The organism is Pseudonocardia sp. DSM 110487 (assembly GCF_019468565.1).
In the GTDB taxonomy this organism is placed as follows: Bacteria; Actinomycetota; Actinomycetes; order Mycobacteriales; family Pseudonocardiaceae; genus Pseudonocardia.
In genome coordinates this window covers 7,738,284-7,764,401 of the sequence record NZ_CP080521.1, presented here as the reverse complement: position 1 = coordinate 7,764,401, position 26,118 = coordinate 7,738,284, and the positions used below count along the sequence as shown (strand labels likewise).

General features: G+C 70.6%; 23 protein-coding genes and 1 pseudogene. 16 read left to right on the top strand and 8 right to left on the bottom strand.

What is annotated here, in order from left to right; translation table 11 throughout:
• Positions 1 to 27 precede the first annotated feature (27 nt).
• From K1T35_RS36280 to K1T35_RS49395, 5 genes and pseudogenes are all read left to right on the top strand, one after another.
• Positions 28 to 1,062, top strand: a complete 1,035-nt coding sequence (locus tag K1T35_RS36280; RefSeq protein ID WP_255621115.1) for an alpha/beta fold hydrolase — start codon at positions 28 to 30, stop codon at positions 1,060 to 1,062.
• Entirely contained in the window at positions 1,059 to 2,177 is a 1,119-nt protein-coding gene (locus tag K1T35_RS36275; protein ID WP_220256238.1) for an NmrA family NAD(P)-binding protein, read from the top strand. Before K1T35_RS36280 ends, K1T35_RS36275 begins: the two co-directional genes overlap by 4 nt.
• Positions 2,178 to 2,232: 55 nt before the next feature.
• The gene (locus K1T35_RS36270; protein ID WP_220256237.1) at positions 2,233 to 3,207 is read left to right on the top strand and encodes an NmrA family NAD(P)-binding protein; all 975 of its coding nucleotides are present in this window, start codon (positions 2,233 to 2,235) and stop codon (positions 3,205 to 3,207) included.
• 1 nt (position 3,208) lies between these two features.
• Positions 3,209 to 4,528 (top strand): annotated as a pseudogene (locus K1T35_RS49925) (SCP2 sterol-binding domain-containing protein); the annotation flags it as partial.
• Positions 4,529 to 4,648: 120 nt separating this feature from the next.
• Positions 4,649 to 5,575 carry a PDR/VanB family oxidoreductase gene (locus K1T35_RS49395; protein ID WP_255622717.1) on the top strand — a complete coding sequence of 309 codons (927 nt, stop codon included), beginning with the start codon at positions 4,649 to 4,651 and terminating at the stop codon, positions 5,573 to 5,575.
• 174 nt (positions 5,576 to 5,749) lie between these two features.
• Here K1T35_RS49395 and K1T35_RS36260 read toward each other — a convergent pair whose 3' ends face one another.
• Positions 5,750 to 6,418 carry a GntR family transcriptional regulator gene (locus K1T35_RS36260; protein ID WP_220256235.1) on the bottom strand — a complete coding sequence of 223 codons (669 nt, stop codon included), beginning with the start codon at positions 6,416 to 6,418 and terminating at the stop codon, positions 5,750 to 5,752.
• A 132-nt stretch (positions 6,419 to 6,550) separates the two neighbouring features.
• On the opposite strand from K1T35_RS36260, the gene K1T35_RS36255 reads away from it, so the two are divergent.
• From K1T35_RS36255 to K1T35_RS36230, 6 genes are all read left to right on the top strand, one after another.
• The gene (locus K1T35_RS36255; RefSeq protein WP_220256234.1) at positions 6,551 to 6,988 is read left to right on the top strand and encodes a type II 3-dehydroquinate dehydratase; all 438 of its coding nucleotides are present in this window, start codon (positions 6,551 to 6,553) and stop codon (positions 6,986 to 6,988) included.
• 29 nt (positions 6,989 to 7,017) lie between these two features.
• Positions 7,018 to 8,370, top strand: a complete 1,353-nt coding sequence (locus tag K1T35_RS36250) for an MFS transporter (RefSeq protein ID WP_255621114.1) — start codon at positions 7,018 to 7,020, stop codon at positions 8,368 to 8,370.
• Between the two features lie 169 nt (positions 8,371 to 8,539).
• A complete protein-coding gene (locus K1T35_RS36245) occupies positions 8,540 to 9,454 on the top strand; it encodes an ATP-binding cassette domain-containing protein (RefSeq protein WP_220256232.1) in 915 nt (304 codons plus the stop codon).
• Positions 9,451 to 10,230 (top strand): ABC transporter permease subunit, encoded by a 780-nt coding sequence (locus tag K1T35_RS36240; protein WP_220256231.1) that lies wholly within the window; start codon positions 9,451 to 9,453, stop codon positions 10,228 to 10,230. The genes K1T35_RS36245 and K1T35_RS36240 overlap by 4 nt, the downstream gene beginning before the upstream one ends.
• Before the next feature lie 37 nt (positions 10,231 to 10,267).
• Complete coding sequence (locus K1T35_RS36235; RefSeq protein ID WP_220256230.1) at positions 10,268 to 10,984, top strand: response regulator transcription factor; 717 nt, start codon at positions 10,268 to 10,270, stop codon at positions 10,982 to 10,984.
• The gene (locus tag K1T35_RS36230) at positions 10,981 to 12,432 is read left to right on the top strand and encodes a HAMP domain-containing sensor histidine kinase (RefSeq protein ID WP_220256229.1); all 1,452 of its coding nucleotides are present in this window, start codon (positions 10,981 to 10,983) and stop codon (positions 12,430 to 12,432) included. The genes K1T35_RS36235 and K1T35_RS36230 overlap by 4 nt, the downstream gene beginning before the upstream one ends.
• 31 nt (positions 12,433 to 12,463) lie before the next feature.
• Here the strand turns inward: K1T35_RS36230 and K1T35_RS36225 are convergent, their stop codons facing one another.
• On the bottom strand, positions 12,464 to 13,069 hold the full coding sequence (locus K1T35_RS36225) for a TetR/AcrR family transcriptional regulator (protein ID WP_255621113.1): 606 nt from the start codon (positions 13,067 to 13,069) through the stop codon (positions 12,464 to 12,466).
• Between the two features lie 129 nt (positions 13,070 to 13,198).
• On the opposite strand from K1T35_RS36225, the gene K1T35_RS36220 reads away from it, so the two are divergent.
• Together K1T35_RS36220 and K1T35_RS36215 are read left to right on the top strand one after the other, a co-directional pair.
• On the top strand, positions 13,199 to 14,323 hold the full coding sequence (locus tag K1T35_RS36220) for an FAD-dependent monooxygenase (RefSeq protein WP_255621112.1): 1,125 nt from the start codon (positions 13,199 to 13,201) through the stop codon (positions 14,321 to 14,323).
• Positions 14,320 to 15,783, top strand: coding sequence for an MFS transporter (locus tag K1T35_RS36215; protein ID WP_255621111.1), 1,464 nt, complete (start codon positions 14,320 to 14,322; stop codon positions 15,781 to 15,783). Before K1T35_RS36220 ends, K1T35_RS36215 begins: the two co-directional genes overlap by 4 nt.
• Here the strand turns inward: K1T35_RS36215 and K1T35_RS36210 are convergent.
• Positions 15,768 to 17,303, bottom strand: coding sequence for an FAD-dependent oxidoreductase (locus tag K1T35_RS36210; protein WP_220256227.1), 1,536 nt, complete (start codon positions 17,301 to 17,303; stop codon positions 15,768 to 15,770). The two genes, K1T35_RS36215 and K1T35_RS36210, sit on opposite strands and share 16 nt — an antisense overlap.
• A gap of 86 nt (positions 17,304 to 17,389) precedes the next feature.
• On the opposite strand from K1T35_RS36210, the gene K1T35_RS36205 reads away from it, so the two are divergent.
• Complete coding sequence (locus K1T35_RS36205) at positions 17,390 to 18,103, top strand: TetR/AcrR family transcriptional regulator (protein ID WP_220256226.1); 714 nt, start codon at positions 17,390 to 17,392, stop codon at positions 18,101 to 18,103.
• On the opposite strand, the gene K1T35_RS36200 is transcribed toward K1T35_RS36205, so the two are convergent.
• From K1T35_RS36200 to K1T35_RS36180, 5 genes are read right to left on the bottom strand one after another with little or no spacing between them, the layout of a single operon-like run.
• Positions 18,069 to 18,671, bottom strand: a complete 603-nt coding sequence (locus K1T35_RS36200) for a DedA family protein (RefSeq protein WP_220256225.1) — start codon at positions 18,669 to 18,671, stop codon at positions 18,069 to 18,071. The two genes, K1T35_RS36205 and K1T35_RS36200, sit on opposite strands and share 35 nt — an antisense overlap.
• Positions 18,668 to 21,163, bottom strand: a complete 2,496-nt coding sequence (locus tag K1T35_RS36195) for an HAD-IC family P-type ATPase (RefSeq protein ID WP_220256224.1) — start codon at positions 21,161 to 21,163, stop codon at positions 18,668 to 18,670. The genes K1T35_RS36200 and K1T35_RS36195 overlap by 4 nt, the downstream gene beginning before the upstream one ends.
• A gap of 24 nt (positions 21,164 to 21,187) precedes the next feature.
• A complete protein-coding gene (locus K1T35_RS36190; RefSeq protein WP_220256223.1) occupies positions 21,188 to 22,567 on the bottom strand; it encodes a HAMP domain-containing sensor histidine kinase in 1,380 nt (459 codons plus the stop codon).
• Positions 22,564 to 23,250: a response regulator transcription factor gene (locus K1T35_RS36185; RefSeq protein ID WP_220256222.1), complete on the bottom strand. Its 687-nt coding sequence runs from the start codon at positions 23,248 to 23,250 to the stop codon at positions 22,564 to 22,566. Before K1T35_RS36185 ends, K1T35_RS36190 begins: the two co-directional genes overlap by 4 nt.
• Positions 23,247 to 23,894 (bottom strand): TetR/AcrR family transcriptional regulator C-terminal domain-containing protein, encoded by a 648-nt coding sequence (locus tag K1T35_RS36180; RefSeq protein ID WP_255621109.1) that lies wholly within the window; start codon positions 23,892 to 23,894, stop codon positions 23,247 to 23,249. The genes K1T35_RS36185 and K1T35_RS36180 overlap by 4 nt, the downstream gene beginning before the upstream one ends.
• A 67-nt stretch (positions 23,895 to 23,961) precedes the next feature.
• Here K1T35_RS36180 and K1T35_RS36175 point away from each other — a divergent pair, with 67 nt between their 5' ends.
• A complete protein-coding gene (locus K1T35_RS36175; protein WP_220256220.1) occupies positions 23,962 to 24,912 on the top strand; it encodes a zinc-binding alcohol dehydrogenase family protein in 951 nt (316 codons plus the stop codon).
• A gap of 23 nt (positions 24,913 to 24,935) precedes the next feature.
• On the top strand, positions 24,936 to 26,087 hold the full coding sequence (locus K1T35_RS36170; RefSeq protein ID WP_255621107.1) for an FAD-dependent monooxygenase: 1,152 nt from the start codon (positions 24,936 to 24,938) through the stop codon (positions 26,085 to 26,087).
• Positions 26,088 to 26,118 lie beyond the last annotated feature (31 nt).

Genomic DNA, 26,118 nt, shown 5'->3' with positions numbered 1-26,118 from the left:
ACCCGGCATCTATTTCATGGAGATCCTGTGGAAAGTTCGCTCGCCCACCGCGTCGTCGACGTGAACGGGGTCAAGCTGCACATCGCCGAGCAGGGGCAGGGGCCACTGGTCCTGCTGCTGCACGGCTGGCCGGAGAGCTGGTACTCCTGGCGTCACCAGTTCGGCACGCTGGCGGAGGCCGGGTACCGGGTCGTCGCCCCCGACCAGCGCGGCTACGCCCGAAGCGAGCAGCCGCCGGACGTCGCGTCGTACACCCTGCTCCACCTCGTCGGCGACGTGATCGCCCTGATCGAGGAGCTGGGGGAGGAGCAGGCGGTCGTCGTCGGCCACGACTGGGGGGCACCCGTTGCCTGGGCCGCGGCGATGCTGCGCCCGGACAAGGTCCGCGCGGTGGCCGGGCTCAGTATTCCGCCGATCCTGCCCGGCGGGATGGTCCCGCCCTCGATCACCCGCGCCCAGTACGGCGAGGGTTTCTACCAGGTCTACTTCCAGCAGCCGGGAGTCGCTGACGCGGAGTTCGCCAAGGACATCCCGGGCTCCTTCCGCCGCATCCTGGTCGGTGCCTCGGGCGACAACCCGCTCGGCAAAGAGCCCCGCCCGTTGGTCGTGCCTGACGGTCTGGGCCTCCTGGACGCCCTGCCGGACTCGCCCGCTCTTCCGGACTGGCTGACGGAGGCGGACATCCAGGCATACGCCGAGGACTTCGCCCTGCACGGCGAGCAGGCGTTCACCGGAGCTTTCAACTGGTACCGGAACATCGAACGCAACAACGAGCTGCTCGCGCCGTTCCGGGGCCGCGGGATCGACGTTCCCGCGCTGTACGTGGTGGGCGACCGGGACATGGTCACGTCACTGCGCGGCCCGGACGGGGGCCCGTCGCTGAGTGAGATCTTCCGTGGCCAGGGCGGCTCGGGCAACCCGCTGAGCGCGATCGCGCCGCTACTGCACGGCCCGGTGGTGCTGCCCGGTTGCGGGCATTGGACGCAGCAGGAGCGTCCGGCCGAGGTCAATGCCGCACTCCTCGACTTCCTCACCCGCATCGACGGCACCGCGCCCCGATGAGACCCCTGGAGTCAAAAGCCATGTCTTCTCAGGTCACCTCGACCATCTTCGTCATCGGCGGCACCGGGGCTCAAGGGATGCCCATTGTCCGTGCTCTTGTCGCCGACCAGAAGTACTCCGTTCGGGTCCTCACCCGCGATTCCACCTCCCCGCGGGCCCAGGCCCTCCTCGCGCTCGGCAACGTCTCCTTCCTCGAAGGGTCATTCGCCGACGAAGACGTGCTGCGGGAAGGATTTCGCGGCAGTGACGGAGTGTTCATCAACATCGACGGGTTCAATACCGGTGAGAAAACCGAGACCTACTGGGCAATCCGCAGCTACGAGCTAGCGATCGAAGAGGGCGTCAAGTTCTTCGTCTACGGGAACCTCGACTACGCCCTCAAGAAGTCCGGCTACGACTCCAGGTTCCGCACCGGCCATTATGACGGCAAGGGTCGGATGGCTGAATGGGTGCTGTTTCAAAACGAAAAGAACAGGGACCGGATGGGGGCAGCGGTCTTCACTTCGGGTCCCTACATCGAGATGGTGATCTCACCGCTCACGCCCATGACCCCCAGCGTCGAGGACGGTGTCGTCACGTGGCGAGTCCCGCTCGGCACGGGGGCTGTTCCCCACGTGGCCCTCGAAGATTGCGGATTCTACGTTCGCTGGCTCTTCGACCATCCGGAGCGGGCGAACGGCATGGACCTCGAGGTTGCTATCGAACACATGACCTATACCGATATGGCCGCCGCGTTCGAGAAGGTCGCCGGGCATCCGGCGCAATACATCGACACCGATCTGGACGCCTACTGGAGCGGTCCGCTGAAGGGGGCTGCCGATCTCCCGGCCGGATACAACGCCGATCCCGACGACAAGAGCACCATGAGCTTTCGGGATAATTTCACCGGCTTCTGGAACATGTGGAAGTATGGAATCATCACCAGGGACTACGCTCTGCTCGACGAAATTCACCCCAACCGGATCAGGACCGCTGAGGAGTGGTTCCGTCGAGAAGACCAGGTAGGGAAGGTCCTCGGTAAGGGAAGTCTTTGGGAGCGGGTCCAGCCGGAGAACTGGCGCAGCGACTCTTCGATCCTCAAGGGCAGTGCGGATATGCGGAGGGGCAGGTTGTAGGCCGCTCAACTTCGAAGACCCCGGAACCCATCCCGACCAGAAAGAGGACACATCGATGCCGGAGCGCAATCCCATCCTGATCACCGGCGCCGCCGGCCATATCGGCTCGGTGAGCCGAGACATGGTCGGGATGCTGCTCGAACAGGGCCACCCGGTGCGCGCGTTCGTGCGACGCGACGACGAACGCGCGCACTCGCTCCGCCAGGCCGGGGCCGAGGTCTTCGTCGGTGACCTGCTCAACATCGCCGACGTGACCGCAGCCCTGAAGGGGTGCCGGCGCATCTACTTCAGCATGAGCCTCTCGCCGTACTACACCGACGCCGTCAGCCTGATGGCCGCGGCAGCGCGGGCCCAGGGCGGCATCGAGGTCCTCGTCAACATCTCCGAGTACGAGCAGTCGTTCATGACGTTCGAGAAGATGACCGCACCGGAGGAAGAACGGCGTGCGTGGCTCGGCGGACTGGTCACGGAGTGGTCGCCGCAGCAGCGGGCCCATTGGGTCGCCGAGCGGGTGCTGGAGTGGTCCGGCGTCCCGACCGTCAACATCCGGGCGGCGATGTTCGTCGAGAACCCCCTGATGACCTGGCTGGCGCTGGAGCCGCTGACCCGGGGTGAACTGCGTCTGCCCTTCGGCCAGCACCGGCTCGCGCCCATCGCGGGTTACGACGTGGCGGAGGTGAGCGCGAAGATCCTGGCCGACCCGGCGCCGCACGTCTCGAGGTCCTACGAGCTCACCGGTCCGGAGCACAAGGACATGCACGGGTTCGCGGAGGACTTCGCCGCCGTGCTGGGACGCCGGGTCACCTACGTTCCCGAAGAGGTCGAGACCTGGAACGAGACCTACGTGGACAGCGCCCTGGCCGAGTTCCCGCACACCGCGGAGCACCTGAAGACCCTGACCCGGCTGATGGGCGGCGGGGGGTACCGCGGCGTCACGGACCAGCTGGAAACCCTGCTCGGGCGCCCACCGAAGACCGTGCGGTGGGCGCTGGAGAACCACCCGCGCATCCAGAAGCTGGCGGTTGCCTGAGATGGCCAGTAGGAACAAGCTCGACGACCATCCCACCGTCGTCCAGGTCCGCCAGCAGCGCGACCGCGGCGCCGCCCGGCCCGCCGAGCCGCTGGATGCGTCATGGCTGCGCCAGGTGTGTCTCGACGCGGGTGCGGACGACGTCGGTTTCGTCGAGATCGACCGGCCGGAAATCGCCGACCAGCGAGCGGACCTGGGCGCCGCGCTGCCGGGTGTCCGAACGTTGATCAGCTTCGTGTGCCGGATGAACCGGGAGAACATCCGCACACCGGCGCGCTCGGTGGCCAACCTGGAGTTCCACCACAGCGGCGACCACACCAACGAGGTGGGCCGGCAGGTGGTGGCCGAGCTGGAGGCGATGGGTGTACGCGCCATCAACCCGGCGATGGGCTTTCCGATGGAGATGGACAAGTTCCCCAGGAAGACGTGGGTCGTCGGGCACAAGCCGGTCGCCGTGGCGGCCGGGCTCGGCAAGATGGGCATCCACCGCAACGTCATCCATCCCAAGTTCGGCAACTTCGTCCTGCTGGGCACCGTGCTGATCGACGCCGAGGTCAGCGACTTGTCCCGGCCTCTCGAGTTCAATCCCTGCGTGGAATGCAAGCTGTGCGTGACCGCGTGCCCGACGGGGGCGATCGCCGCCGACGGCCACTTCGACTTCTCCGCCTGCTACACGCACAACTACCGCGAGTTCATGGGTGGCTTCGGCGACTGGGCCGAACAGGTCGCGGACAGCCGCAACGCCGACGACTACCGCTCGCGAGTGAGCGACAGCGAGAGCGCATCCATGTGGCAGAGCCTCTCCTTCGGCGCCAACTACAAGGCGGCCAACTGCATGTCGGTCTGCCCGGCCGGCGAGGACGTCCTCGGTCCCTGGTTGGACGATCGCAAGTCACACCTGACCGACGTCGTCCGGCCGCTGCTGGACAAGGAAGAGACCATCTACGTCGTCCCGGGTTCCGACGCCGAGCAGTACGTGGCCAACCGCTTCCCGCACAAACGCACGAAGCGAGTAGGGCAGACCCTGCGCGCGAACAGCATCGACGGTTTGATCGAAGGCATGCCGCTGCTCTTCCAGCGCGAGCAGGCCAAAGGACTGTTCGCCACCTTCCATTTCACCTTCACCGGCGCCGAGTCTCGGCAGATCACCGTGACCATCCGCGACCGCGAACTCGATATCGCCGAGGGGCTTCACGGTGAGCCGGATCTCCGGATCACCGCCGACTCGCGCACGTGGCTGCGTTTTCTCACCAAGCAGTCGGTGTTGCCGTGGGCGCTGCTGGGTGGCCGTATCAAGATGCACGGCTCGCCGCGGCTGCTGCGCGACTTCGGCCGTTGCTTCCCATCCCAATCGGTGCGGAAGCAGCGGACCGTCGAATCGGCGCCGCACAATGGACGGGCGAGCACGAGCGATCGCCGCGCCGCGGTCGAGCGCGACCTCGTGTTGGAACGCAAGGAAACGGTGGCCGACGGTGTTGTGCAACTGACGTTGCGCGACCCGGAAGGCCGGACACTGCCGGAATGGCAGCCGGGAGCGCACGTCGATCTGATGCTGCGCGCGGACCTGGTCAGGCAGTACTCGCTGTGCGGAGACCCGGGCGATCGGTCCCGTCTTCAGGTCGCGGTGCTGCGGGAACCGGAAAGCCGGGGCGGGTCGAGCTACGTGCACGACGTGCTCTCCGAAGGTGACTCGGTGCGCATTCGCGGGCCCCGCAACAACTTCCCGCTCGTGCAGGCCAAGCGCTACCTGTTCATCGCGGGCGGGATCGGGATCACCCCGATCCTGCCCATGGTGGCGGCCGTCGACGCGCGCGGCGCCGACTGGCGCCTCGTCTACGGGGGGCGCACCCGAGCGTCGATGGCGTTCCGCGAGACTCTGCAGCGGGTCTACGGAGAGCGGGTGAGCGTGGCGCCGCAGGACGAGTACGGGCTGCTGGACCTGCCGTCGCTGCTCGGCCGACCGCAACGGCGGACGGCCGTCTACACCTGCGGCCCCGAACCGCTGCTCGCGGCGGTCGAGTCCGGCTGCGAGAAGTGGCCGAGCGGAGCCCTGCACGTGGAGCGCTTCGCCGCGAAGAAGGGTGCCGCTGACGGGCCGCGCACGACCTTCGAGGTCGAGCTCGCCCAGTCCGGCAAGACGCTGCTGGTCGGTGAGGACATGTCCGTGCTCGAGGCCGTCGAGGATGCCGGGGTGTCGATGATGTCGTCGTGCGGGGAGGGAATCTGCGGAACCTGCGAGACGACGGTGTTGTCCGGGGAGATCGACCACCGCGACTCGGTCCTGACCGACCGCCAGCGCGCCGCAGGCAACACGATGATGACCTGCGTCTCCCGAGCGGGCGGCGACCGCCTGGTCCTCGACCTCTGACCCATTAGCAACCATTTCCCCTTGATCGCCGCATTGACCCCGGAATGGCGGCTTGATCAGTAGTTCGGCGCGTTCTCGGGTCGTTTTCGCCCGTTTTCGCGCCGAGGCCTCGATCATGTCCGTCGGACCGCCTCCGGTGGCGCCGCGCGCAACCAGGTGCGGCCCGTTCGTCGGTCAGCCGGCGGCTCGTTCGTGGGGTGACGCACCGGGCAAGCGTGAGGTCATCCGGATGTAGCGGTCGTAGGCGTTGCGGATGTGGCGGTCGACCGCTGCGACCGAGGCGTCGACGTCGTGCCGGCGCAGCGCCTCGACGATGTCGGCGTGCTCCTGCGCGATCATCTCCACGGTGACGATCATCCGGTACCAGATCCGCAGGGCCGAGGTGTTGATCCGGGTGGAGGCGTCGACCAGGAACGGGTTGCCGGTGGCCTCGGCGACCCCCTGGTGGAACAGCAGGTCTACCTCGGCGGCCTCGTAGCCCTTGCCCCGTTCGACGAGGTCGGCCTCCTCGGCGACGAGCTCGTCGAGCCGGTCGGCGGCGGTGTCGGTGATGCGTTGTGCTGCGAGGACGGCGATCTGCGTCTCGAGGATCGTCCTGGCTTCGTACAGCGACTTGACGTGCGCGACGCCGATCTCGGGGACGTAGGGGGAGCGGCGGTCCGGCCAGACGATGAGCTGGTCGTTGCGGAGCTGCTTGAGCGCCTCCCGGATCGGGGTCCTGCCCAGGCCGTAGCGGGCGCCGAGGGCGGCCTCGTCGATCGGCTCGTTGGCGGGGATCACGCCGGTCACGATGTCGCGCCGGGCGCGGTCGTACGCGAGGTTGGACTTGGTTGCTCCGCTCACAACATCCCTCTTGACCAGGCGTGTATATCGAAAATATATTCGACGAGGCGGCCACGCAGATGACACCCCGGGTGGCGACAGGCACTGGCCCGCAGCACGCCGCTCATCGCCACATCATAGGAGCCGTCGGGTATGAAGATCGCTGTTCTGCAGGGGCCGAACCTGAACCGGCTGGGCCGGCGGAACCCCGCGAAGTACGGGCGGGTGACGCTGGCCGAGATCACCGCCGACCTGGACAAGACCGCCGCCGAGCTCGAGGTCGACCTCGATCACCTGCAGTCCAACAGCGAGGCAGCGCTCATCGACTTCGTGCACGACAACCAGGACGACTGGGCCGGGATCGTGATCAATCCGGCGGGCCTCAGCGCCGCGGCCTACTCGTTGCTCGACGCGGTGCGGGACACGGAACTGCCCTACGCCGTGGTCCACATCTCGCAGTGGCACGCCATCGACGCCAAGGAGCGCACCGACATCTTCGCCGGCACCGCGGCGGTGTACGTGGCCGGCGCCGGATGGCGCGGCTACTCGATGGCACTGGACGCGATCGTCCACAAGATCCGCGGCGACTGACCGGCCGTACCCAACCAGACGGAGGAACTGTGGACGACAACGTGGTCGGATCGGCAGGGACGAGCGGGTCCGGGATCGAGAGGACACCGCGGAAGGCGGCGGTCTCGTCGTGGATCGGCAGCGCGCTGGAGTACTACGACTTCTTCATCTACGGGACCGCGGCCGCGCTGGTGTTCCCGAAGATCTTCTTCCCGGCCGGCAACCCGACCGCGGCAACCATCGCCTCGTTGGCCACCTTCGGGGTGGCGTATGTGGCCCGGCCGGTCGGCTCGTTCATCCTCGGGCACCTCGGCGACACCATCGGACGCAAGCGCGTCCTCGTCCTGACCCTGTTCGGCATGGGCGCGGCCACCTTCCTCATCGGTGTGCTGCCGACCTACGAGCAGATCGGGTTCGCCGCGCCGATCCTGCTGCTGGTCCTGCGGCTGTGCCAGGGGCTCGCGGTCTCCGGCGAGCAGTCCAGCGCGAGCTCCACCGCACTGGAGCACGCCCCGGAGAACCGGCGGGCCTTCTTCACCAGCTTCACCCTTGGCGGGACCCAGGGCGGCAACATCCTGGCCAGCGCCGCGTTCCTGCCGGTGGCCGCGCTGCCCGAGGACGCCCTGTTGTCGTGGGGGTGGCGGATCCCGTTCCTGCTCAGCGCCGTGGTGTTGCTGGTCGGCTGGTGGATCCGCCGAAGCCTGGGGGAGAGCCCGGCGTTCACCGAGGAGCAGGAGCGCGACGTCGTGCCGCGGGCCCCGCTGAAGGTGCTGTTCCGGCACTACACCCCGGACGTGCTGAAGGTCCTGTTCGCCGCGCTCGCCTCGGTCAACAGCACGATCTTCGGGCAGTTCGCGCTGGCCTACGGGGCGAACGCGATGGGGATGTCGCGCAGCGTCTTCCTGTGGCTGTCGATCGTGGTCAACGCCATCGCGCTGGCCGCGATCCCGGCCGCGGGACTGCTGGCCGACCGGTTCGGCCGCAAGCCGGTCTACGCGATCGGGATGCTCGGCACCGCCGTACTGATCTGGCCGTTCCTGTGGGCGATCAGCCAGCGTGACATCGGGCTGGTCTTCCTGTTCGGCATCCTGATGGTGTCGGTGGCCTACAGCGGCTACGCGGGGTCGGCCTTCGCGTTGTGGAACGAGCAGTTCGACACCAAGGTGCGTATGTCCGGGGTCGCGGTCGGCACCCAGTTCGGGTTCGCACTGGGCGGTTTCGCCCCGACCATCGCCGCCGCGCTGGCCGGGCCGGACCTCGCCAGCTGGGGTCCGGTCGCCGCGTTCACCAGTGCCACCGCCGTCGTCGCGGTGATCGCCGTCCTCACGATGCGCGAGGCCCACCGGACCCCGCTGGGCGACCTCGGCCGACCGGCCGCCATCGCGGCTCCGGCCCGGGCCTGAGCGGGCGCAAGGGCGAATGCGCTCACTGCGGTGGCGCAGCCCAGGCCGGAGACAATTCTGTGAATCTCGGAGTTGCGGGGCCCTCCGGGCGGGCCGGAGCCGCGGATCTCTCAGAGTTCGTTCAGAAGCTCCCAGAAGCCGGCCGGCGCGGGCCACCACGATTCCGGCCATGACGAGCATCGACGTACGAGGGCTGACGAAGCGGTACGGGTCCCGAACCGTGGTGGACGACCTGTCGTTCACCGTCCCCGCCGGGCAGGTGACCGGATTCCTCGGTCCCAACGGGGCCGGCAAGTCCACCACGATGCGGATGATCATGGGCCTAGCCGCCTCGAGCGGTGGTTCGGTCACCATCGGCGGCCGGCGCTATCGGGACCTGCCCGTGCCGCTGACCGAGGTGGGCGCGCTGCTGGACGCCGGTGCGGTGCACGGTGGCCGGACGGCGTACGACCATCTGCTCGCGCTGGCCGCGAGCAACGGCCTTCCCCGCCGCCGGGTCGGCGAGGTGCTGGCCCGTACCGGCCTGGACGGCGTGGCCCGCCGACGTGCCGGAGTCTTCTCGCTCGGCATGCGGCAGCGGCTCGGGATCGCGGCGACGCTGCTCGGGGATCCCCGGGTACTGATCTTCGACGAGCCGGTGAACGGGCTCGATCCGGAGGGCATCCGTTGGATCCGGGAGTTCATGCGGTCGCTCGCCCGCGAGGGCCGGGCGGTGCTGGTCTCGAGCCATCTCATGAGCGAGATGGCGCAGACCGCCGACCACCTGGTGGTCATAGGCCAGGGCCGGCTGATCGCCGACACGGGCATGAGCGAGTTCATGCGGGCCAACGGGGAGGGCACGGTGCTCGTGCGCACCGACGAGGCCCCTGCGTTCGCGGTCCGGCTGTCGGCCGCTGGCGCGACCGTCCGGAAGGGGTCGGAATCGTCCCTGGTCGTCTCCGGCATGACCGGCGCGGAGATCGGCAAGCTCGCGGCCTACCACCGTGTCGCGCTCAGCGAGCTCGCGCCGCAGCGCGCTTCGCTTGAGGACGCCTTCATGGAGCTGACCAGGGACAGCGTCGAGTACCAGGGAGCCACGGCATGAGCACCCGCTTCGCCGACACCCTTCGCAGCGAATGGATCAAGTTCTGCAGCCTGCGCTCGACGTGGCTCACCCTCGGCGGCCTCGTCGCGGTCGGGCTCGGCCTCACGCTCCTGTCGATGGACCCCGGCGCACAGTCGTACGTGACCGGTACGGCCCAGGAACGGCAGGACTGGGACCCGACGTACCGCAGCCTGATGATGTACTTCATCGCCCAGCTGATCATCGGGGTGCTGGGGGTCCTCGTCGTCACGTCCGAGTACGCGACCGGCCTGATGCGGACGTCGCTGAGCGCCACACCGCGCAGGCACCGGCTGCTGGGGGCGAAGGTGGCGGTGGTCGCGGCCGTCGCGCTGGTGGCCGGGCAGGCGCTGATGTTCGCGGTCTTCCTCATCGGGCAGGCCGGCTTCGCCGCGGCCGGCGTGCCGCACGCGACCCTCGGCGATCCACGTGCGCTCTCCGCGGTGGTGGGCGGTGGCCTCTACCTCGCGGTGATCGCGCTGCTCGCGGTGGCCCTCGGGACGATCATCCGCGCCACGGCAGGTGCCCTGGCCACCCTGGTGGGGATCGTGCTGCTGATACCCGCCGTGGACGGCATCTTCCCGTCGTGGCTGGACGGCTTGCTCGACCTCTGGCCGACGCTGGGCGGAGCCGCCCTACTGGCGACCGTGCCCAACCCCGACTACCCCCAGCCATGGCTGAACCTCGCCGGCATGGGAGCCGGCGTCGTCGCCCTGCTCGCGGTCGCGTTCGTGGTGTTCGAGCGCCGCGACGTGTGACGCGTTGTTCGTATCGTGATCCGCATGCGAGGAGCAAGTGAGAGATGACAGCCCGACCGGCGGCGCGCGGCTGCTCGTGGTGGAGGACGAGGCGACCGTGCGGGAGCTGCTGTCGGCCACGCTGCGGTTCGCCGGTTTCGAGGTGACGTCCGCGGCGACCGCGGGCGAGGCGGTCGCCGCGGCCACCCGGGACCCACCCGACCTCGTACTGCTCGACGTGATGCTGCCGGACATGGACGGCTTCGAGGTGGTCCGGCGGCTGCGCGACCTGCGGGTGACCGGCCGCGGCGGGCCGGTGCCGGTCCTGTTCCTCACCGCCCGGGACCGGCAGGCCGACAAGGTGACCGGGCTGTCCCTCGGTGCCGACGACTACGTCACCAAGCCGTTCGACCTGGAGGAGCTGATCGCCCGGATCCGCGCGATCCTGCGGCGGACGGCGGGCCACCACACCGGCGTGCTGACCGTGGGCACGCTCGCGCTCGACCCGGACGGGCACCAGGTGACCCGGGACGGCCGGCCGCTGCGGGTGACCGCCACCGAGTTCCGGCTGCTGCGCTACCTGATGGAGAACGCCGGTCACGTCGTGTCCAAGGCGCAGATCCTGGACCGGGTGTGGCACTACGACTTCGCCGGTGACGCCGGCATCGTGGACACCTACATCTCCTACCTGCGGCGCAAGGTCGACGTCGAGGAGCCCAAGCTCATCCACACCGTGCACGGCGTGGGCTACGTGATGCGCGAGCCAAGGCGATGAGACGGCTGCTCTCCCTGCGGCTGCGGCTCCTCCTGCTCACCGCGGCGCTGCTGCTGGTCGGGCTGAGCGTCGTCAGCGCCGTCGCGACCGATCAGCTGGAGCGCTACCAGCTGAACCGGCTCGACACCCAGCTGCGTTCCTTCACCACCCTGCTGGCGCAGGCACCGGCGATCGGGCCCGACGACCCGGGGAACACCGCGTCGCTCGCGGTGCTCGATCCGGGCCTCGACCTCATCGGCACCCCGTACCTGGTGTACCTGGACGCCGGTGGCGCGGTGGCGCGCGGCGTCCACTCGTCCCGCGTGGACGAGGCCGCCCTGCCCACCGGCGACGTGCTGCGCGGGGTCCCCACCGACGGCACGGCCGTCGACATCGACGGCGCCGACGGCTCGTCCCGGTGGCGCGCTGTCGCCAGGGCCGGGGCCGGGCAGGACTGGACGATGGTCGCGGCCGCTCCGCTGGCCGAGGCCGACGCCACGGTGGACCGGCTGCGGACCACCAACGTGATCAGCGGCGCCGCGCTGCTCGTGCTGCTGACGGCGGCCGGCTGGTACGCCCTTGGCCAGGGCCTGCGGCCGTTGCGTCGCATCGAGCACACGGCGGCCGCCATCGCCTCCGGTGACCTGAGCAGGCGCGTCCCCGTGGTCGCGGCGCCCGGGACGGAGATCGGGCACCTCGCGACCTCGCTGAACGTCATGCTCGGCCAGCTGGAGCGGGCCTTCGCCGCGCAGGCCGTCTCCGAGGCGCGGATGCGGACCTTCGTCTCGGACGCCAGCCACGAGCTGCGCACACCGCTGTTCGTGATCAAGGGATCGGCCCAGCTGTACCGGATGGGCGCGCTCGCCGAACGCGCCGATGTCGACGAGGCGATGCACCGCATCGACCGCGAAGCCACCCGGCTCACCGCCCTCACCGAGAACCTGCTCCTGCTCGCCCAGCTCGACGACGCATCGGAAGGGCACCTCGACCGGGCCCCGATGGACCTACGGACGCTGGCCACCGACGCACGCGACGACCTGCGGGCGCTGGACCCCTCCCGGACCGTCGGCCTGACCGGCCCCGGCGGCAACGGCCCGCCGGGCCCCGCCCCGGTGCACGCCGACGAGGACCGGCTGCGTCAGATCATCGCCAACCTGGTGGGCAACGCCGCCGCCCACACGCCGCCGGGCACGCCGGTACGCATCGGTGTCGGAACCGCGGACGGCCGCGCCGTGCTCGAGGTGGCCGACGAGGGCCCTGGCATGGCGGCCGACCAGGCCGGCCGCGTCTTCGACCGCTTCTACCGCACCGACCGCTCCCGCGCCCGTTCCGGCGGCGCCAACGCCGGGCTGGGGCTGGCCATCGCTCGGTCGCTGGCGCGTGCCCACGACGGCGACGTCGTACTGGAGACGGCGCTGGGGAAGGGTGCCTGCTTCCGGCTCACCTTGCCGCTGCTGCCCCAGAGCTGACGGGCCTGATGGCAGGGCGCGCTGCGGGCGCTCAGGTGCGCGGTGTTGTGGCCCGCATGCCCGCGAGCACCACGTCGACGATGCGCTCCGCGTCCGCGCGGGTGAACGGGCGGATGCCGCGGTTCACGATGAGGTGCACCGGACCGGAGAGCATCTCGCCGAGCAGGGAGAAGTCGACCGGCGGCAGTTCGCCCCGTTCGATGGCCAGTTCCACCCGGCGCCGCGTGCCGGTGGCACGCTCTTCGTGGATCCTGGTCGTCACCCGCCGGACGGCCGGGCTTTCGTGGGCGGCCTCGGCGGCCAGTGCGATCGCCCGGCCGATCGGCCTGCCCAGGCCTTCGGCGATGGCCATCAGGAAGTCCACCAGGTCCCTGCGGAGCTCGCCGGTGTCCCCGACCGACCCGACGTCGTCGGCGTACTGCAGCAGTGCCTCGACGACCAGCTCCTCGCGGTCGGGCCAGTTGCGGTAGACGCTGGTCTTGTGCACGCCGGCGACCTCGGCGACCTCCTCGTAGCGGAAGCCCGCGATGCCGTCGCGCGCGACGAGCTCGGCGGTCGCAGCGAGGATCTGCGCTCGCACCCGCGCGGTGCGGCCACCGGGACGACGTGCCGACGGCCGATCCACGGTGCTGGCCATCAGTGGCTCACCTCCTGTCCTCCGCTCGGGCGCTGATTGTCGTCGACCCCGTGTTGCAGGCGCACTCGAGCGGGGCGTATCGTCGATTAAAGCAACAGATAGTTGCTTTAGGCTCGACGGAAGGCCCCCATGGTGAAGATCCTCGTTTCCGGAGCCGGCATCGCCGGGCTCGCCTGCGCACTCGACCTCGGCACCCGCGGCCACGACGTCACCGTCGTCGAGTACGCCCGCCACCTGCGGGTCAAGGGCACACCGATCGACGTCCGAGGCGACGCCATCGAGATCGTGGACAAGATGGGGCTGCTCGCGAAGATCCGGGAACAACGGGTCCGGATGAGCGAGCTCAACCAGTTCGTCGACGCCGACGGCGAACCGGTGGCCAGCATCCCGATGGCCGAGGTAAGCGACTCCGAAGACGACATCGAGATCGTCCGCGAGGACCTGGTTCACAGCCTCGCCGACGCACTCCCGGACACGGCGACGATCCGCTTCGGCGACTCGATCGAGGCGCTGACCGACGACGGCGACGGCGTCGACGTGGAGTTCAGGTCCGGCCGTACCGAAAGGTACGACCTGGTGCTCGGTGCCGACGGCCAGCACTCCGCGGTACGCAGGCTGGCGTTCGGGCCCGAGCGGGACCACCTCCGCCACCTCGGTGTCTACATCGCTCTCGCCGATCTCCCCGACGAGGCAGGGCCCGACGGCGTCACCCTGCACAACGTCCCCGGCCGGATGGTGGGCATCGCCCGGTTCAACGGCGCCCGGTTCAAGGGCACGGCGCTGGCGATGTTCACCTTCCGCTCGGAATGGCTCGACTTCGACCACCGCGACCTGGACGCCCAGAAGAAGATCCTCGTCGACGCCTTCGCGGGCCACACCTCGTGGAAGATCCCCCAGCTGCTCGACGCGGCCCGCGCCGACCCCGAGCTCTTCTTCGACTCCGCGAGCCAGATCCACATGCCTTCCTGGCACCGCGGCCGCGTCGCCCTCGTCGGGGACGCCGGGTACTGCGCGGCCTTCCTCTCCGGGCGGGGCACCTCGCTCGCGCTCACCGGCGCCTGGTTCCTCGCTGAGGAACTCGACCGGTGCGGAACGGACTACACCGCAGCGTTCGAACGGTACGAGGCCCGGCAGCGTCCCTACGTCACCGCAGCCCAGGAGCGGGTCTACCAGGGCCGCGAAACCCAGACGCCACTCACATGGGAGGCCATCGACGCCCGCAACGAGCGCCTGCGAGCGGCGAGCGCATCGTGAATGACGCGACCGTCGAGCTCGATCCCATCGTCGAGGAGCGCCGATGGAGTGGGCGGCTCATCGGCTGGGTGGCCGTTCTCGTCCTCGCCAACCGCGTGGCCGACACGGTCATGACCACTCCCCAGATGGTCCTGTCGGAGATGCTCGAGTACTTCGGCACCGACCAGGTCGCGTGGCTGAACTCGAGCGCGCTGCTGGCCGGCGCCATCTGGTCTCCGTTGCTCGCGAAGAGCGCCGACATCTTCGGCAAGCGCCGGGTGCTCCTCCTCACGCTGCTCGTCGCGGGCGCAGGGTCGGTGGTCTGCCTCATCGCACCCAACCTCGCGGTCTTCCTGTTGGGGCGGGTTATGCAGGGCGCCGCCATGGCCGTGGTGTTCCTCACCGTGGCGCTCACCCGCCAGATCTCCACTCCTCGGGTGGCGATGACCGCGATCGGGATCGTGACCTCCGCCTCCGCGATCGTCGGAATCGTCGAGCCGTTCCTGATGGACCCGCTCATCGACCGGTTCGGCTTCCAGAGCGTGTTCGCCGTGTCGGTCGCACTGGCCGCGGTCGCCGCGCTGTGCGTGCTCCGGCTCATCCCGGAGTCACCGGTCCGCAGCAGCGGCCGGGTCGACGTGGGCGGGGCACTGCTGCTCGGCGGCGGCCTCGCCGCGGTGCTCGGCTACGCCAGCCTCGGGCAGGACCTCGGGTGGCTGTCCGGAGGCATGATCATCCTGCTCGCCGCCGGTGCCGCCGCCTTGACCGGTTGGGTGGTCCTCGCCCTGCGGGTCGACGACCCCATCGTCGACATCCGGGCGCTGAACAGGCCGCTCGTACTGACCCTGCTGGCCGTGGTGCTGGCCGCGGGATCCTTCCAGGCCATGATCCAGCTGACGGACCTCATCACCGAGGTGTCGCCGGACCTCGGGCTCGGATACGGGCTGAAGGACCTTGGTCCGGAGGCCGTGCTGTTCGCGGCACCCGCGCCCGGCATCCTGCTCGGTGGCACCCTCGCCGGATGGCTCGCCACCCGGATCGGGCCCGCGCGGACCCTCCTCGGGGGGATCGCGATCGGCACGGTGGCCACCTTCACGATGCTGGCGGGGGTGTCGTCGTTCCCACTGATGGCCGGTTGCATCGGGCTGCTCGGAATTGCCGCAGGCGCCATCGGCGCCTCCGGGTTCAACCTGGCCACCGACCTCGCACCGCCCGAGCGGCACGGCGTTGTCTCCGGTCTCGTGTCGGTCATGCTCGCCATCGGAGGTGCCGTCGTCACCGTCGCCGGAACGGCGGTGCTCAACGCCACCACCACCGAGGTGGACGGCGCCCCGCACAACTCGGCGACCGGCGTGTACCTCTACGTCCTGATCGCCGGGATCCTGTTCGCCCTCGCCGCGGTGACCGCGACGGTGCTGGTGCGGAACCGGTCTGCGCCGCGGCAGACGCCGGTGAACCGGGGGCGTCATGCCCGGGTGTGATGGAGTGGGTCGCCGAACCAGTGGGTCGCGGCGTGCCGGAACGCCTCGTGATCGGGGTCGTGGTCGTCGGTCCAGGCGACGATGCCGTCGGGTCGGATCAGCAGGGCACCGAACCCGAGGTCGTTGCTCACCGGCCCGGCCGCGTAGCGGATCCGGCCTTTCCAGCCCATCGTCGCGTCGTGCAGGCGTTGGTCGGTGGTGAAGTCGAGTGCGACGCCGTGTCCTTCGCGCAGCAGGTCGCCGAGGCGGGTGCCGTCGACGAGCCGGAAGTCCGGCGCGGTCATGCCGACGATTGGCTGGTCGCTGCCCAGGTCGTAGCGGTGGGACAGCCCCGAGGTGCTGCGGAACACGTGGGTGGTGCCGTCTCGGGTGTCGAGCAGGTCGTGGACCAGCCGTCGCAGGGCCGTGGCGTTGGGGCCGGGGTTCATGGTCGCGACCTGGGCGCGTGACCAGTCGAGGATCGCCGCGCCCACGGGGTGGCGTTCGGCGGTGTAGGTGTCGAGCAGACCGTCCGGTGCGGTGCCGTGGATGGTGTCGGCGAGTTTCCAACCGAGGTTCATGGCGTCGCCGATGCCGAGGTTGAGTCCCTGGCCGCCGAGCGGGGAGTGGATGTGGGCGGCGTCGCCTGCGAGCAGGACACGGCCGTTCCGGTAGGTCGTGGTCTGCATCGCGCGGTCGGTGAAGCTGGAGGCGAGATGGACCTCGGTGAGTGTCGCGTCGGTGCCCGAGACCCGGCGCAGAACCGTCTGGAGGTGCTCGCGCGTCAGCGGCTGCGAGCGGTCGAAGGCGCCGCCGTCGAAGTCCATCATGCCCAGGTGTCCCTCGAAGGGCGTCCGGAAGTACATGCCGGCCGGCGTTAGGTTGAACCCGAGGTCCAACTTCTCGGGATCGGCGAACGTGACGCGGGCGGTGTAGCCGGTGAACAGCGGCGCCGTGCCGACGAAGTCGAAACCCGCCAGCTCGCGCACCGTGCTGCGTCCGCCGTCGCATCCCACGAGCCAGTGCGCCTGGTAGTCGCGCCCGCCGGCTCGGGTGACGACGGTGTCGCCGTCCTGGGTCGCGGCCTCGACGGGGGCGCCCCGCAGGACCTGCACGCCGAGCATGGCCGCCCGCTCGGCCAGCACCGCCTCGACCGCGTCGAGGCTCGTGATGAGGCCCTCCGTCGCCGGGCCGGGCAGGCGGAACCGGAGGACGGCGGCGTCGATGTTCACCGGGTCGAGCTGCATGCCCGCGAAGTGGCTCACGCCACGAGGCGCCTGCGGCTCGTGCGCGTCCGAGGCCGCGCCGACCTGCTCGCCGTCGGTGCCTGAGGCATCCAGCAGCCCTGTCAGCATCCCGCGGCGGTAGAACGTCTCGACCGACCCGGCGTTCAGGCCCCGCATCCCCAGCGGGAGCGCCTTCCACGGCGAGGTCTGCTCCCGCTCCCGCTCCAGCACGAGGACCGAGCAGTCCGCCAGCGCGAGCTCACCGGCGAGGAACAAGCCCGCCGGGCCGGCACCCACGATCACCACGTCATACACGTCGAGCCTCCTTGTATGGAGCGTCGCTCCATGATGGAACGGTACTCCATTCTGGATCGATGCTCCAACCTGCCAGAATGGCCGGCATGGCCATGCGGACACGTCAGTCAGAGCGACGCAGGCAGGTGCTCACCAGGGAGCGCATCGTCGAGACCGCCGTCGAGCTGCTGGACAGGGCGGGGGAGGGTGCCCTGACGGTCCGGGCTCTGACCGGCCGCCTTGCCACCGGTCCCGGCGCGATCTACTGGCACATCGGCAACATGGACGAGCTGTTGGAGGCCGCGACCGACGCCGTCGTCGCCGGCGCCATGGCCACGCGACCCACCCAACCCGCCGATCCCGCGAAAGGCGGGCCCCAGGACGAGATCCGCGCCGTCGCACTCGGCCTGTTCGACGCGGTCACCGAACACCCATGGCTCGCCGCCCAGCTCGCGGTGCAGCTCACCCGCAACCCGTGGGGACCGGTGACGTTGCGGGTCTTCGAAAGCATCGGCCGGCCGGTCCGCACGCTGGGCGTGCCGCAAGGCGACTGGTTCACCACGACCTCGACGCTGGTCCACTACATCCTCGGTGCCACGACCCAAACCTCGCAGATCACCGGCGGCTCCGAAGTGGACCGCGCCGACTTCCTCAACACCGCATCCAGGGCATGGCAAGATCTCGACCCCGACGACTACCCGTTCATCCGGGCCGTCGCAGCCCAGATGCGCGAGCACGACGACCGCGAACAGTTCCTCACCGGCATCGACCTCGTCCTCACGGGCATCACGACCCTCCACCCACCGACGCGCGGCGGGTGATCGCCGACCGACCGACGATCAGCAGCACTCCGATGGCAAGGCCTCCGACCGCGAGCAGCCACGGGCGCGTGGTCAGGTCCTCGGAGAACCGCTCGCCGGCGAGGAATCCGACGCCGACCAGGACGCCCGACCGCACCGCCGTAGCGGGGACCACCCATGCGAGGAAGCGCCGGAGGCCCACGCCGGCAAGCCCTGCCGCGAGGAATGCCGGCACCGCGCCGAGGTCGACGAGCTTGGCGGCGATGACGACCCGGGGCAGGTGGGAGTGGACCTGGACGGTCAGCGCGTCGCGGCGCTCGTCGGTGAGCCCGAGTCGCGCCAGCATCCGGCGGGGCCGGCCCCGATCGCCGTGCCGGCCCAGCAGGTAGAGCAGCGTGTCCGCGATGACATCGGCCGAGGCGGCGGCCAGCCACACCCCCCACCACGACAGCACGCCCGCGCCGGCGAGGGCAGCGGCCGTGACCGTCACGACCGGGCCTTCCAGCAGGGCTCCGACCACGACCAGGAGCACCGCCCGCAGCGGATCGTCGGCCAGCGCCGTGAGGACCGCGGCCTCGACGCCCGTCACCGCGTGGCCGGCTCGGCGGCGCGTCGCGGCTGCCGCGGCGCGAGCGCGAGCAGCCGGTCGACGACGCGGCAGCGGAAGGTGGCCGCGAGCGTCACGTACCAGGCGAGTACCGCGGGTACCGCGATCGCGAACACCTCGGGCACGACCGCGAGGCCGAAGAAGGACGAGAGCGCGGGTACCGCCGCCACGATCAGGAACGTCACCGTGAGCAGGGCGGCGAGCCAGGTGGGCCGCCGGTCGGGGACCGGTGCGGTCCACACCGCGAAGAACCGGTGCGGCGGCTTCAGGAAGACCAGCAGCATGAACGACGCGAGCGTGGTGAACGTGGACATGCCGGTCTGCGCGCCGAGGGTGGCTGCCGCCTCGACGAACCCGGGTTCGATGCGGGTCACGCCGGTGTGGGCCGCCATCGCGCCCGCGTGGAGCCAGGCGTGGAGCAGGGCGTAGACGAGCGTGCCGAACGTCGCGGTGACGACCGCGACCGGGGCGACGAAGCGGACGAGGTCGCGGAGGAGGTGCGGGTCGGGGGCGGTCGGGCGCGCCCACATCGTCAGGCACAGCGCCGGAAGTCCCACGGTCAGCGCGGTCAGACCTCCCTGGGCGGGGGTGTAGGGGAACGCGAGCCCCAGCGCCGCCGTGATCAGGATGATCAGTCCCTGCACGGCGACCCGCGGCAGGAACACGTACAAGGAGGTCGACAGCCCGTCGATGATCCGCCTGCCCTCGGCGCGGGCGGGCAGCAGCGCGGCGAACGAGTCGTCGACCAGCACGATGTCGGCGACGTCGCGGGTGACCGGGCTGCCCGAGCGCATCGCGACGCCGACGTGCGCTCGCTTCAGCGCGCGAGCGTCGTTGACGCCGTCGCCCAGCATCGCGACGTGGTGCCCGCGGCGGCGCAGCGCGTCGACGACCCGCTCCTTCTGCTCCGGGGTGACCCGCCCGTACACGGTGGCGTGTTCCACCAGCTCGTCGAGCGCGTCGTCGTCGAGGGTGTCGAGGACCGGGCCGGCGACCGGGGGCCCTGCGTCGATCCCGGCCCGGGTCGCCAGCGCCGCGACCGTGCGCGGATCATCGCCGGAGAGCACGGTGATCCTGATCCCCTTGTCGCGGAAGCGGCGAACACTCTCCAGGACCTCGCCGCGCAGGTCGTCGGCGAGTACGACCAGCGCCACCGGGGTCAACGCGGGAAGCGCGGGCCTGCCGTCGCGCCCGCGCAGCGGCGCACCGGGGCGCGTGGCGCGCGCCAGCAGCAGGACCCGCAGCCCGCGGTTCGTGGGGTCCGCTACGACCTCATCGTCGATCCCCGAGCGCAGGTGCGGAGCGAGTACCTCCGGTGCGCCGAGGACCCACGCCGTTCCGTCGACGGTGACCTGCCCCGACCAGCGCAGCGAGGAGGTGAACGCGATCTCGTCGCGCAGCGGCCACACTTCGCCGGGCAGCGCGGCCGCCAGTGCGGTGCAGGTCAGGTTCGGATGAGCCACGGATGCCGCGTACCTGCCCAGGACCGCTCGCGCGTCGAGACCGTCGTCGAGCGGCCGCACCTCCGTGAGCGTCAGCCTGCCGGTCGTCAGGGTGCCGGTCTTGTCGGTGCAGACGACGTCGACGTGGCTGAGCGACTCGACCGCGTTCACCTGCTGCACCAGGGCGCCGTGCTGCGCGATGCGGGCTGCTCCCCGGACGTAGGCGACGGCCACGAGGAAGAACAGGCCGTAGGGCACCAGGCCGACGAGCACCGCGGTGATCTGCACGATGCTCAGGAACGACTCACCCCCGAGAACGGCCTGAGCCAGCACCGTCCCGCCGAGTGCGACGGTGAGGACCATGGTCAGGCGAACGACGCCGTCGATCCGGCGCTGCAGCGGCGTGCGCTCGACGCTGAGCCTCCGCGCCTCGACGGTGAGCCGGCCGGCGTGACTCCGTGCGCCGACGAGTTCGGCGCGCTGCCATGCGTTCCCGGCAACGCAGTGACTGCCCGACAGCACGGTCTCGCCGACGCCGCGGGCAACCGGGTCCGACTCGCCGGTCAGCAGCGACTCGTCGGCCTCGACGTGCCCCGCGACCACCGGCCCGTCGACGACGATCTGCCGGCCGGCGCGCACGCGCACCAGGTCGCCACGGACGACCTCCGCCGAGGGGACGACGACCTCGACGGCGTCGCGGAGCACCTGGACGGCGGCGTCGTCCAGCAGCGCGAGCCGGTCCAGCTTGCGCTTGGCGCGGCACTCCTGGGCCACCCCGATCAGCGCGTTGACCAGGCCGATTCCGACGCTGGTGAGGGCGTCTCCTTGGCGGTCCAGCACGAGCAGCACGACACCGATCGAGAACAGGATCGTGGTGTAGGTGGAGAGGACGTGCGTCCGCACGATCGCCGCATAGCTGCGCGACGTGCCCGGCACCGGGGCGTTGGTGGCACCCACGCGGCGTTGCTCGGCCACCTGGGCGGCGGTCAACCCGGTGGAGGAGACCTCGAGAGGGGGAGCGGGGGCGGGCACGGGCACTCCTTGACGGTGTGGGGATCAGCTCCCCACCACGGTCTCGGGCGCAGGTGAATCAGGATCATGATGTGGGTCGGAGTCCGGTAAGAGCCGGCCCGTACCGATCGTGATCCCGATCGTGGCGCCGCCCCCCGGCCGGTTGCCGGCGAACGCCGTGCCGTCGTGCGCCTCGGCGATGTCGGCGACGATGGCCAGCCCGAGTCCCGATCCGGGCAGCGACCGCGCGGCGTCCGCCCGGTAGAACCGGTCGAAGACCCGGTCGACGTCGCCGGCCGCGAGCCCCGGCCCGCGGTCCGAGACCGTGATCGTGCCCCGGCGGACACCGACGTCGATGGGCGCGGTACCGGCGTCGAACTTCGCCGCGTTCTCCAGCAGGTTCCCGACCGCACGTTCCAGCGCGTGCCGCTGCCCGCGTACCCGTGTGCCGTCGGACCCGATCCTGATCTCCCGCCCGGTCCGTCGCCGGGTCCGGTCGGCGGCAGCTCGGACGACCGCGGCCAGATCGACCTCGTCGTCCTCCTCGTCGGTATGACGGGCCAACGCCAGGGTGATCAGCTCTTCGACCAGGTGGGACAGCTCCAGGGTCTCGCCTTCGACGTCGGCGAGCAGCCGCCCGCGGGACTCCGGGTCGAGCCGGTCGATGCGGCGCAGCACGCTGGCGTTGGTGCGCAGGCTCGTCAGCGGGGTCCGCAGCTCGTGCGCGGCGTCCTGGATCAGCCGCTCCTGCGCCTCTCGCGACTCCGCGAGCCGGCGCAGCATCGTGTTGAACGACGACGACAGCCGGGCCACCTCGTCGCGTCCTTCCACCGGTACGTCGCCGGCTCCCGGCCCGGCGGCGCTGACGTCCTCCGCGATCACCGTCAGCCGGACCAGCCGCCGGGCGATCCGGCGCGCCAGCAACCAGCCGAGCCCCGCCGCAACCACCGTCACCAGCAGGGCGAGGAGAGTGATCTCCTTCGCGAGCCCGCTCAGCACCTGGCGGGACAGGTCGATGTCGATCCCGACCTGCACCGCTCCGCGTCCCTCGCCGAGCGCGGTGGTCAGCACGCGGTAGGCCACGACGCGGGTGTCGTCGCCGATGGCCACCTCGGTGGTGCTCGTCGCGCCCCGCACGGTGCCGGAGGCCAGCGCGCGGTCCGTGTCCCGGACGGGGAGCGTCACGGACCGCCCACCGAGAGGCGTGACGGTGCCATCGGGTGCGATGCGCTGCGCGATCAGCTGCGGGGTGTGGAGCACGTCTTCGTATCCGTTGACGACCGCGGTCGCGGACGTCTGCAGCGTGCGGTCCACCTCGCCGGTGACGCGCTCGACCGCCGAGTAGAACGCGAGTACCCCGACCGCTGCGGCGACGGCGGCGGCGACCGCCGCGAAGGCCAGCGCGAGCCGGGTCCCGAGGTTCACGACCGGCGCACCGTGTAGCCGACCCCGCGGACCGTGTGGATCACGGGCGGGGCGCCCGCGGCGGCCAGCTTGCGCCGCACGTATCCGATGTAGACGGCCAGGTTCTTCGAGTCGGCACCGAAGTCGTAGCCCCAGATCCGCTCGTAAACCTGCGTGTGTTCGAGCACGACTCCCGCGTTGCGCATGAGCAGTTCGAGCAGGTCGAACTCGGTCTTGGTGAGGGTCAGCTCGGTCGCGGCCCACCACACTCGCCGGGCTGCCGGATCGAGCCGCAGGTCCCCGACCGACAGCGTGGGCTCGCGGTCCCCGTCCGGCGGGCCGGCCCGGCGCAGCAGCGCCCGCAGCCGGGCCAGGAGCTCGTCGAGCTCGAAGGGCTTGGGCAAGTAGTCGTCGGCGCCTGCGTCGAGACCGGCCACCCGGTCGGGTGTCTCGACCCGCGCAGTGAGCATCAGCACCGGGATCCGGCTCCCGTCCGCGCGCAGGACCCGGCAGACCCCTAGCCCGTCGAGGCCGGGCATCGTCACGTCCAGGACGAGCACGTCGAAAGCTTCACGACGCGCACGGGTCAGCGCCTGCACACCGTCGTCGACCCCGACCACGCGGTATCCCTCGAGTTCCAGCGCCCGGCCCAGTGACTCGCGGATCGCGCGGTCGTCGTCGGCGACGAGCACGGTGTAGGTCACGGCCGTGAGCTGCCCAGCCGGGCTGCGAGCCCGTCGAGGACGATGCCGAGATGCCGTTCGAACCGCTGGTCACCGTCGTCGCGGAGGTGCCCGGCAGCTTTGACCAGTTCGACGTCCTCGCCCAGCCAGGCGTCGCGCTCGGGGAGCGAGTACCGCCCGGGGTCGGTCTCTGCTGACTGGCCCCGCTCCTGCTCCTCGATGACGAAGCCGACCACGAACGCGGTGACCAGATCGGTGGCGTCGTCGGCATCGGCGAGCGTGAATCCGGCCGCGGTCAAGCGTGCGAGCCACGGCTCCTTCGCCCGCACCACGTCGGGGTCGGAGATGCGCGTGCCGCTGAAGACGCGGGCCCCGTCCCGGTGGAGCAGGTACTCCGAGCGCAGGACGCGGGCGTAGGCGGCGAGGTCGTCCCGCCAGCCTGCGCCGGGAGGGAGCGCCGACAGGGCGTCGGTGACGCGTCGCATGACGACGGTGCTCATCTCGTCGAGCAATTCCTGCTTGTTGCGGACGTGCCAGTACAGAGCGGGGGCCTGCACGTCGAGCCGGGCGGCGAGCGCACGGACGGTGATGCCCTCCATGCCCTTCTCGTCGAGCAGCTCGAGTGCCGCCGCCACGATCCGCTCCCGCGTGATGCCCTTCGCCACGCTTGACACCTTAACAAAGTTCAGGGACTGTGAATACGACCGCTTGAACTTAGTTAAGGAGTCTCTGATGCGCGCTGCAGTCGTCGCCACCCCGGACGCGACACCCGTCTACGCGGACTTCCCGGACCCGGAGCAGCAGCCGGGCCGGGAGCCGCTGCGGCTGGTGGGCGCGGGCCTGCACCACGTCGTCCGCGGGCTGGCCTCCGGCCGCCACTACGGCAGCAACGGGGCGTATCCGCTCGTGCCGGGGGTCGACGCCGTGGCCCGCACCGAGGACGGGCGCCTGGTCTACACCGGTCTTGCCAGGCCGCCGTGGGGCACGATGGCCGAACGCCTGGTCACGCCGTTCGAGATGGAGCTGCCCGCCGGGGCCGATCCGCTCGCGGTCGCCGCCGGCATGAATCCCGCCATGTCGGGATGGATGCCGCTGATCGCCCGGCGCAAGGAGGTGGGCGAGCTCGGCACCGTGCTGGTGCTCGGGGCGACCGGCATGTCGGGCAGGCTGGCCGTGCGGGGGGCGCTGGCCCTCGGGGCGAACCGCGTCATCGCGGCCGGCCGCGACCCCGAGGCGCTGGAGCGGCTGCGTGGTCTCGGCGCCGTGACCGTTCCGCTCGCGCACGGCGAACCAGCCGCCCTCGGCGCTGCACTCGCCGAGGCGCCGCCCGCACTCGTGCTCGACTTCGTGTGGGGCCCGGTCGCCGAGGCCGCCTTCGCCGCACTGGGAGGGTCCGGCCCGGACGACGACGAGACCGGGGCCATCGACTACGTGCAGATCGGCTCGCTCGCCGGAACCGAGGCGGCGCTGCCCGCGGCGCTCCTGCGCAGTCGGCGGATCCGGGTGACCGGGAGTGGCACCGGCTCGGTCTCGAAGGCGCAGATGATCGCCGAGCTTCCCGACGTCCTGGCCCGTTTCGCGGACGGAACCTTCGACGCCCCGTACACCGCCTACCCGCTCAGCCGCATCGGCGAGGCGTGGGCGCACCAGGGGCGCACCCGCGCCGTCGTCGTCCCGGACTGATGGGGCCCAAGCGAGCCTTGGTCGTGGGGTTGGGGATCGCGGGCATGGCCGCGGCGATCGGGCTCCGGGAGGCCGGATGGACGCCGGTGATCGTCGAGCGGGCGCCAGAGCGTCGACGGGGTGGCTACTTCGTCGGACTGATGCCGAAGGGGCGGCAGGCGGCGGTCGATCTGGGCATCGACGGCCACCTGCACACCCGCAACCCGCCGGACGGTGGGAACGCGTGGTCGCTGACTCGACGCGGCGACCGTGAGCCGGGTGTGGGGTTCCTGCATCAGCCGGGCGATCCCGCAGCCGTGCTCCGCGGTGACATCGAGGCCGCGCTCTGGCAGGGCATCTCCGGGGTCGAGGTGCGGTTCGCGACGACGCCCGTCGAGCTGGTCGACACCGGTGCGGACGTTCAGGTGGATCTCGAGGATGCCGGCACCGGCGCGCGTTACCCCGAGAGCTTCGACCTGGTGGTCGGTGCGGACGGGCTGCGGTCGGGGGTGCGCCGGTTGGTCTTCGGTCCGCACGAGGACCACATGACGACGTGGAACGCGATGATCTGCGCGTTCCAGCTCCAGGAGCAGGTGTCGTCCTTCGCCGCGGCGGACAGCATCATCAGTGCCCGCGCTGGGCGTGCGGTGTGGGTTTTCGGCCTGGCCGATCGGGCCCCGACCGTCCTGCTGACCTACCGCACCGATGACGTCGCGGGCCAGTTCACCGGATCCCCGGTTCAGCGCCTGCGCACCGTCTTCTCCGGGATGGACGACCCCGTGGTGCGGTACGCGCTGGACGCGCTGGACGCGGCTCCCGAGTTCCTGTTCGACTCGGTGCACCAGGTGCGGATGCCCCGGTGGAGCAGTGGACGGGTCGTGCTACTCGGCGACGCGGCCTGGTGCCTGAACCTCTACTCCGGAATGGGGGCGACCTCCGCCCTCCTGGGCGCTGCCGACCTGGGAAGGGCGCTGCGGGCGAACCCGGACGACCTGGAGGCCGCGCTAGCCGCGTGGGAGTCGCGGTTGCGCCCGCTCATCAGGAAGCACCAGCGGATCGCACGGGTGAAGCAGCAGATGTTCGTGCCGTCGAGCCGGCCCGTCGAGGCACTTCGCTCGGTGGTTCTGCGTCTCGCCCGCAGAGCACGGGACCGCAGGCTGGCAAAGTGTGCCGGGACGCGTCTCTCGGTGGACTGAGGGCACCGACCGTGGTCGGATGGTGCGCCGA

Bases quoted from the DNA above. Each gene is read 5' to 3' on its own strand.
- K1T35_RS36275 (WP_220256238.1), top strand. From the start codon at position 1,059: ATGAGACCCCTGGAGTCAAAAGCCATGTCTTCTCAGGTCACCTCGACC.
- K1T35_RS36270 (WP_220256237.1), top strand. From the start codon at position 2,233: ATGCCGGAGCGCAATCCCATCCTGATCACCGGCGCCGCCGGCCATATC.
- K1T35_RS36255 (WP_220256234.1), top strand. From the start codon at position 6,551: ATGAAGATCGCTGTTCTGCAGGGGCCGAACCTGAACCGGCTGGGCCGG.
- K1T35_RS36245 (WP_220256232.1), top strand. From the start codon at position 8,540: ATGACGAGCATCGACGTACGAGGGCTGACGAAGCGGTACGGGTCCCGA.
- K1T35_RS36240 (WP_220256231.1), top strand. From the start codon at position 9,451: ATGAGCACCCGCTTCGCCGACACCCTTCGCAGCGAATGGATCAAGTTC.
- K1T35_RS36230 (WP_220256229.1), top strand. From the start codon at position 10,981: ATGAGACGGCTGCTCTCCCTGCGGCTGCGGCTCCTCCTGCTCACCGCG.
- K1T35_RS36225 (WP_255621113.1), bottom strand. From the start codon at position 13,069: ATGGCCAGCACCGTGGATCGGCCGTCGGCACGTCGTCCCGGTGGCCGC.
- K1T35_RS36220 (WP_255621112.1), top strand. From the start codon at position 13,199: ATGGTGAAGATCCTCGTTTCCGGAGCCGGCATCGCCGGGCTCGCCTGC.
- K1T35_RS36205 (WP_220256226.1), top strand. From the start codon at position 17,390: ATGGCCATGCGGACACGTCAGTCAGAGCGACGCAGGCAGGTGCTCACC.
- K1T35_RS36175 (WP_220256220.1), top strand. From the start codon at position 23,962: ATGCGCGCTGCAGTCGTCGCCACCCCGGACGCGACACCCGTCTACGCG.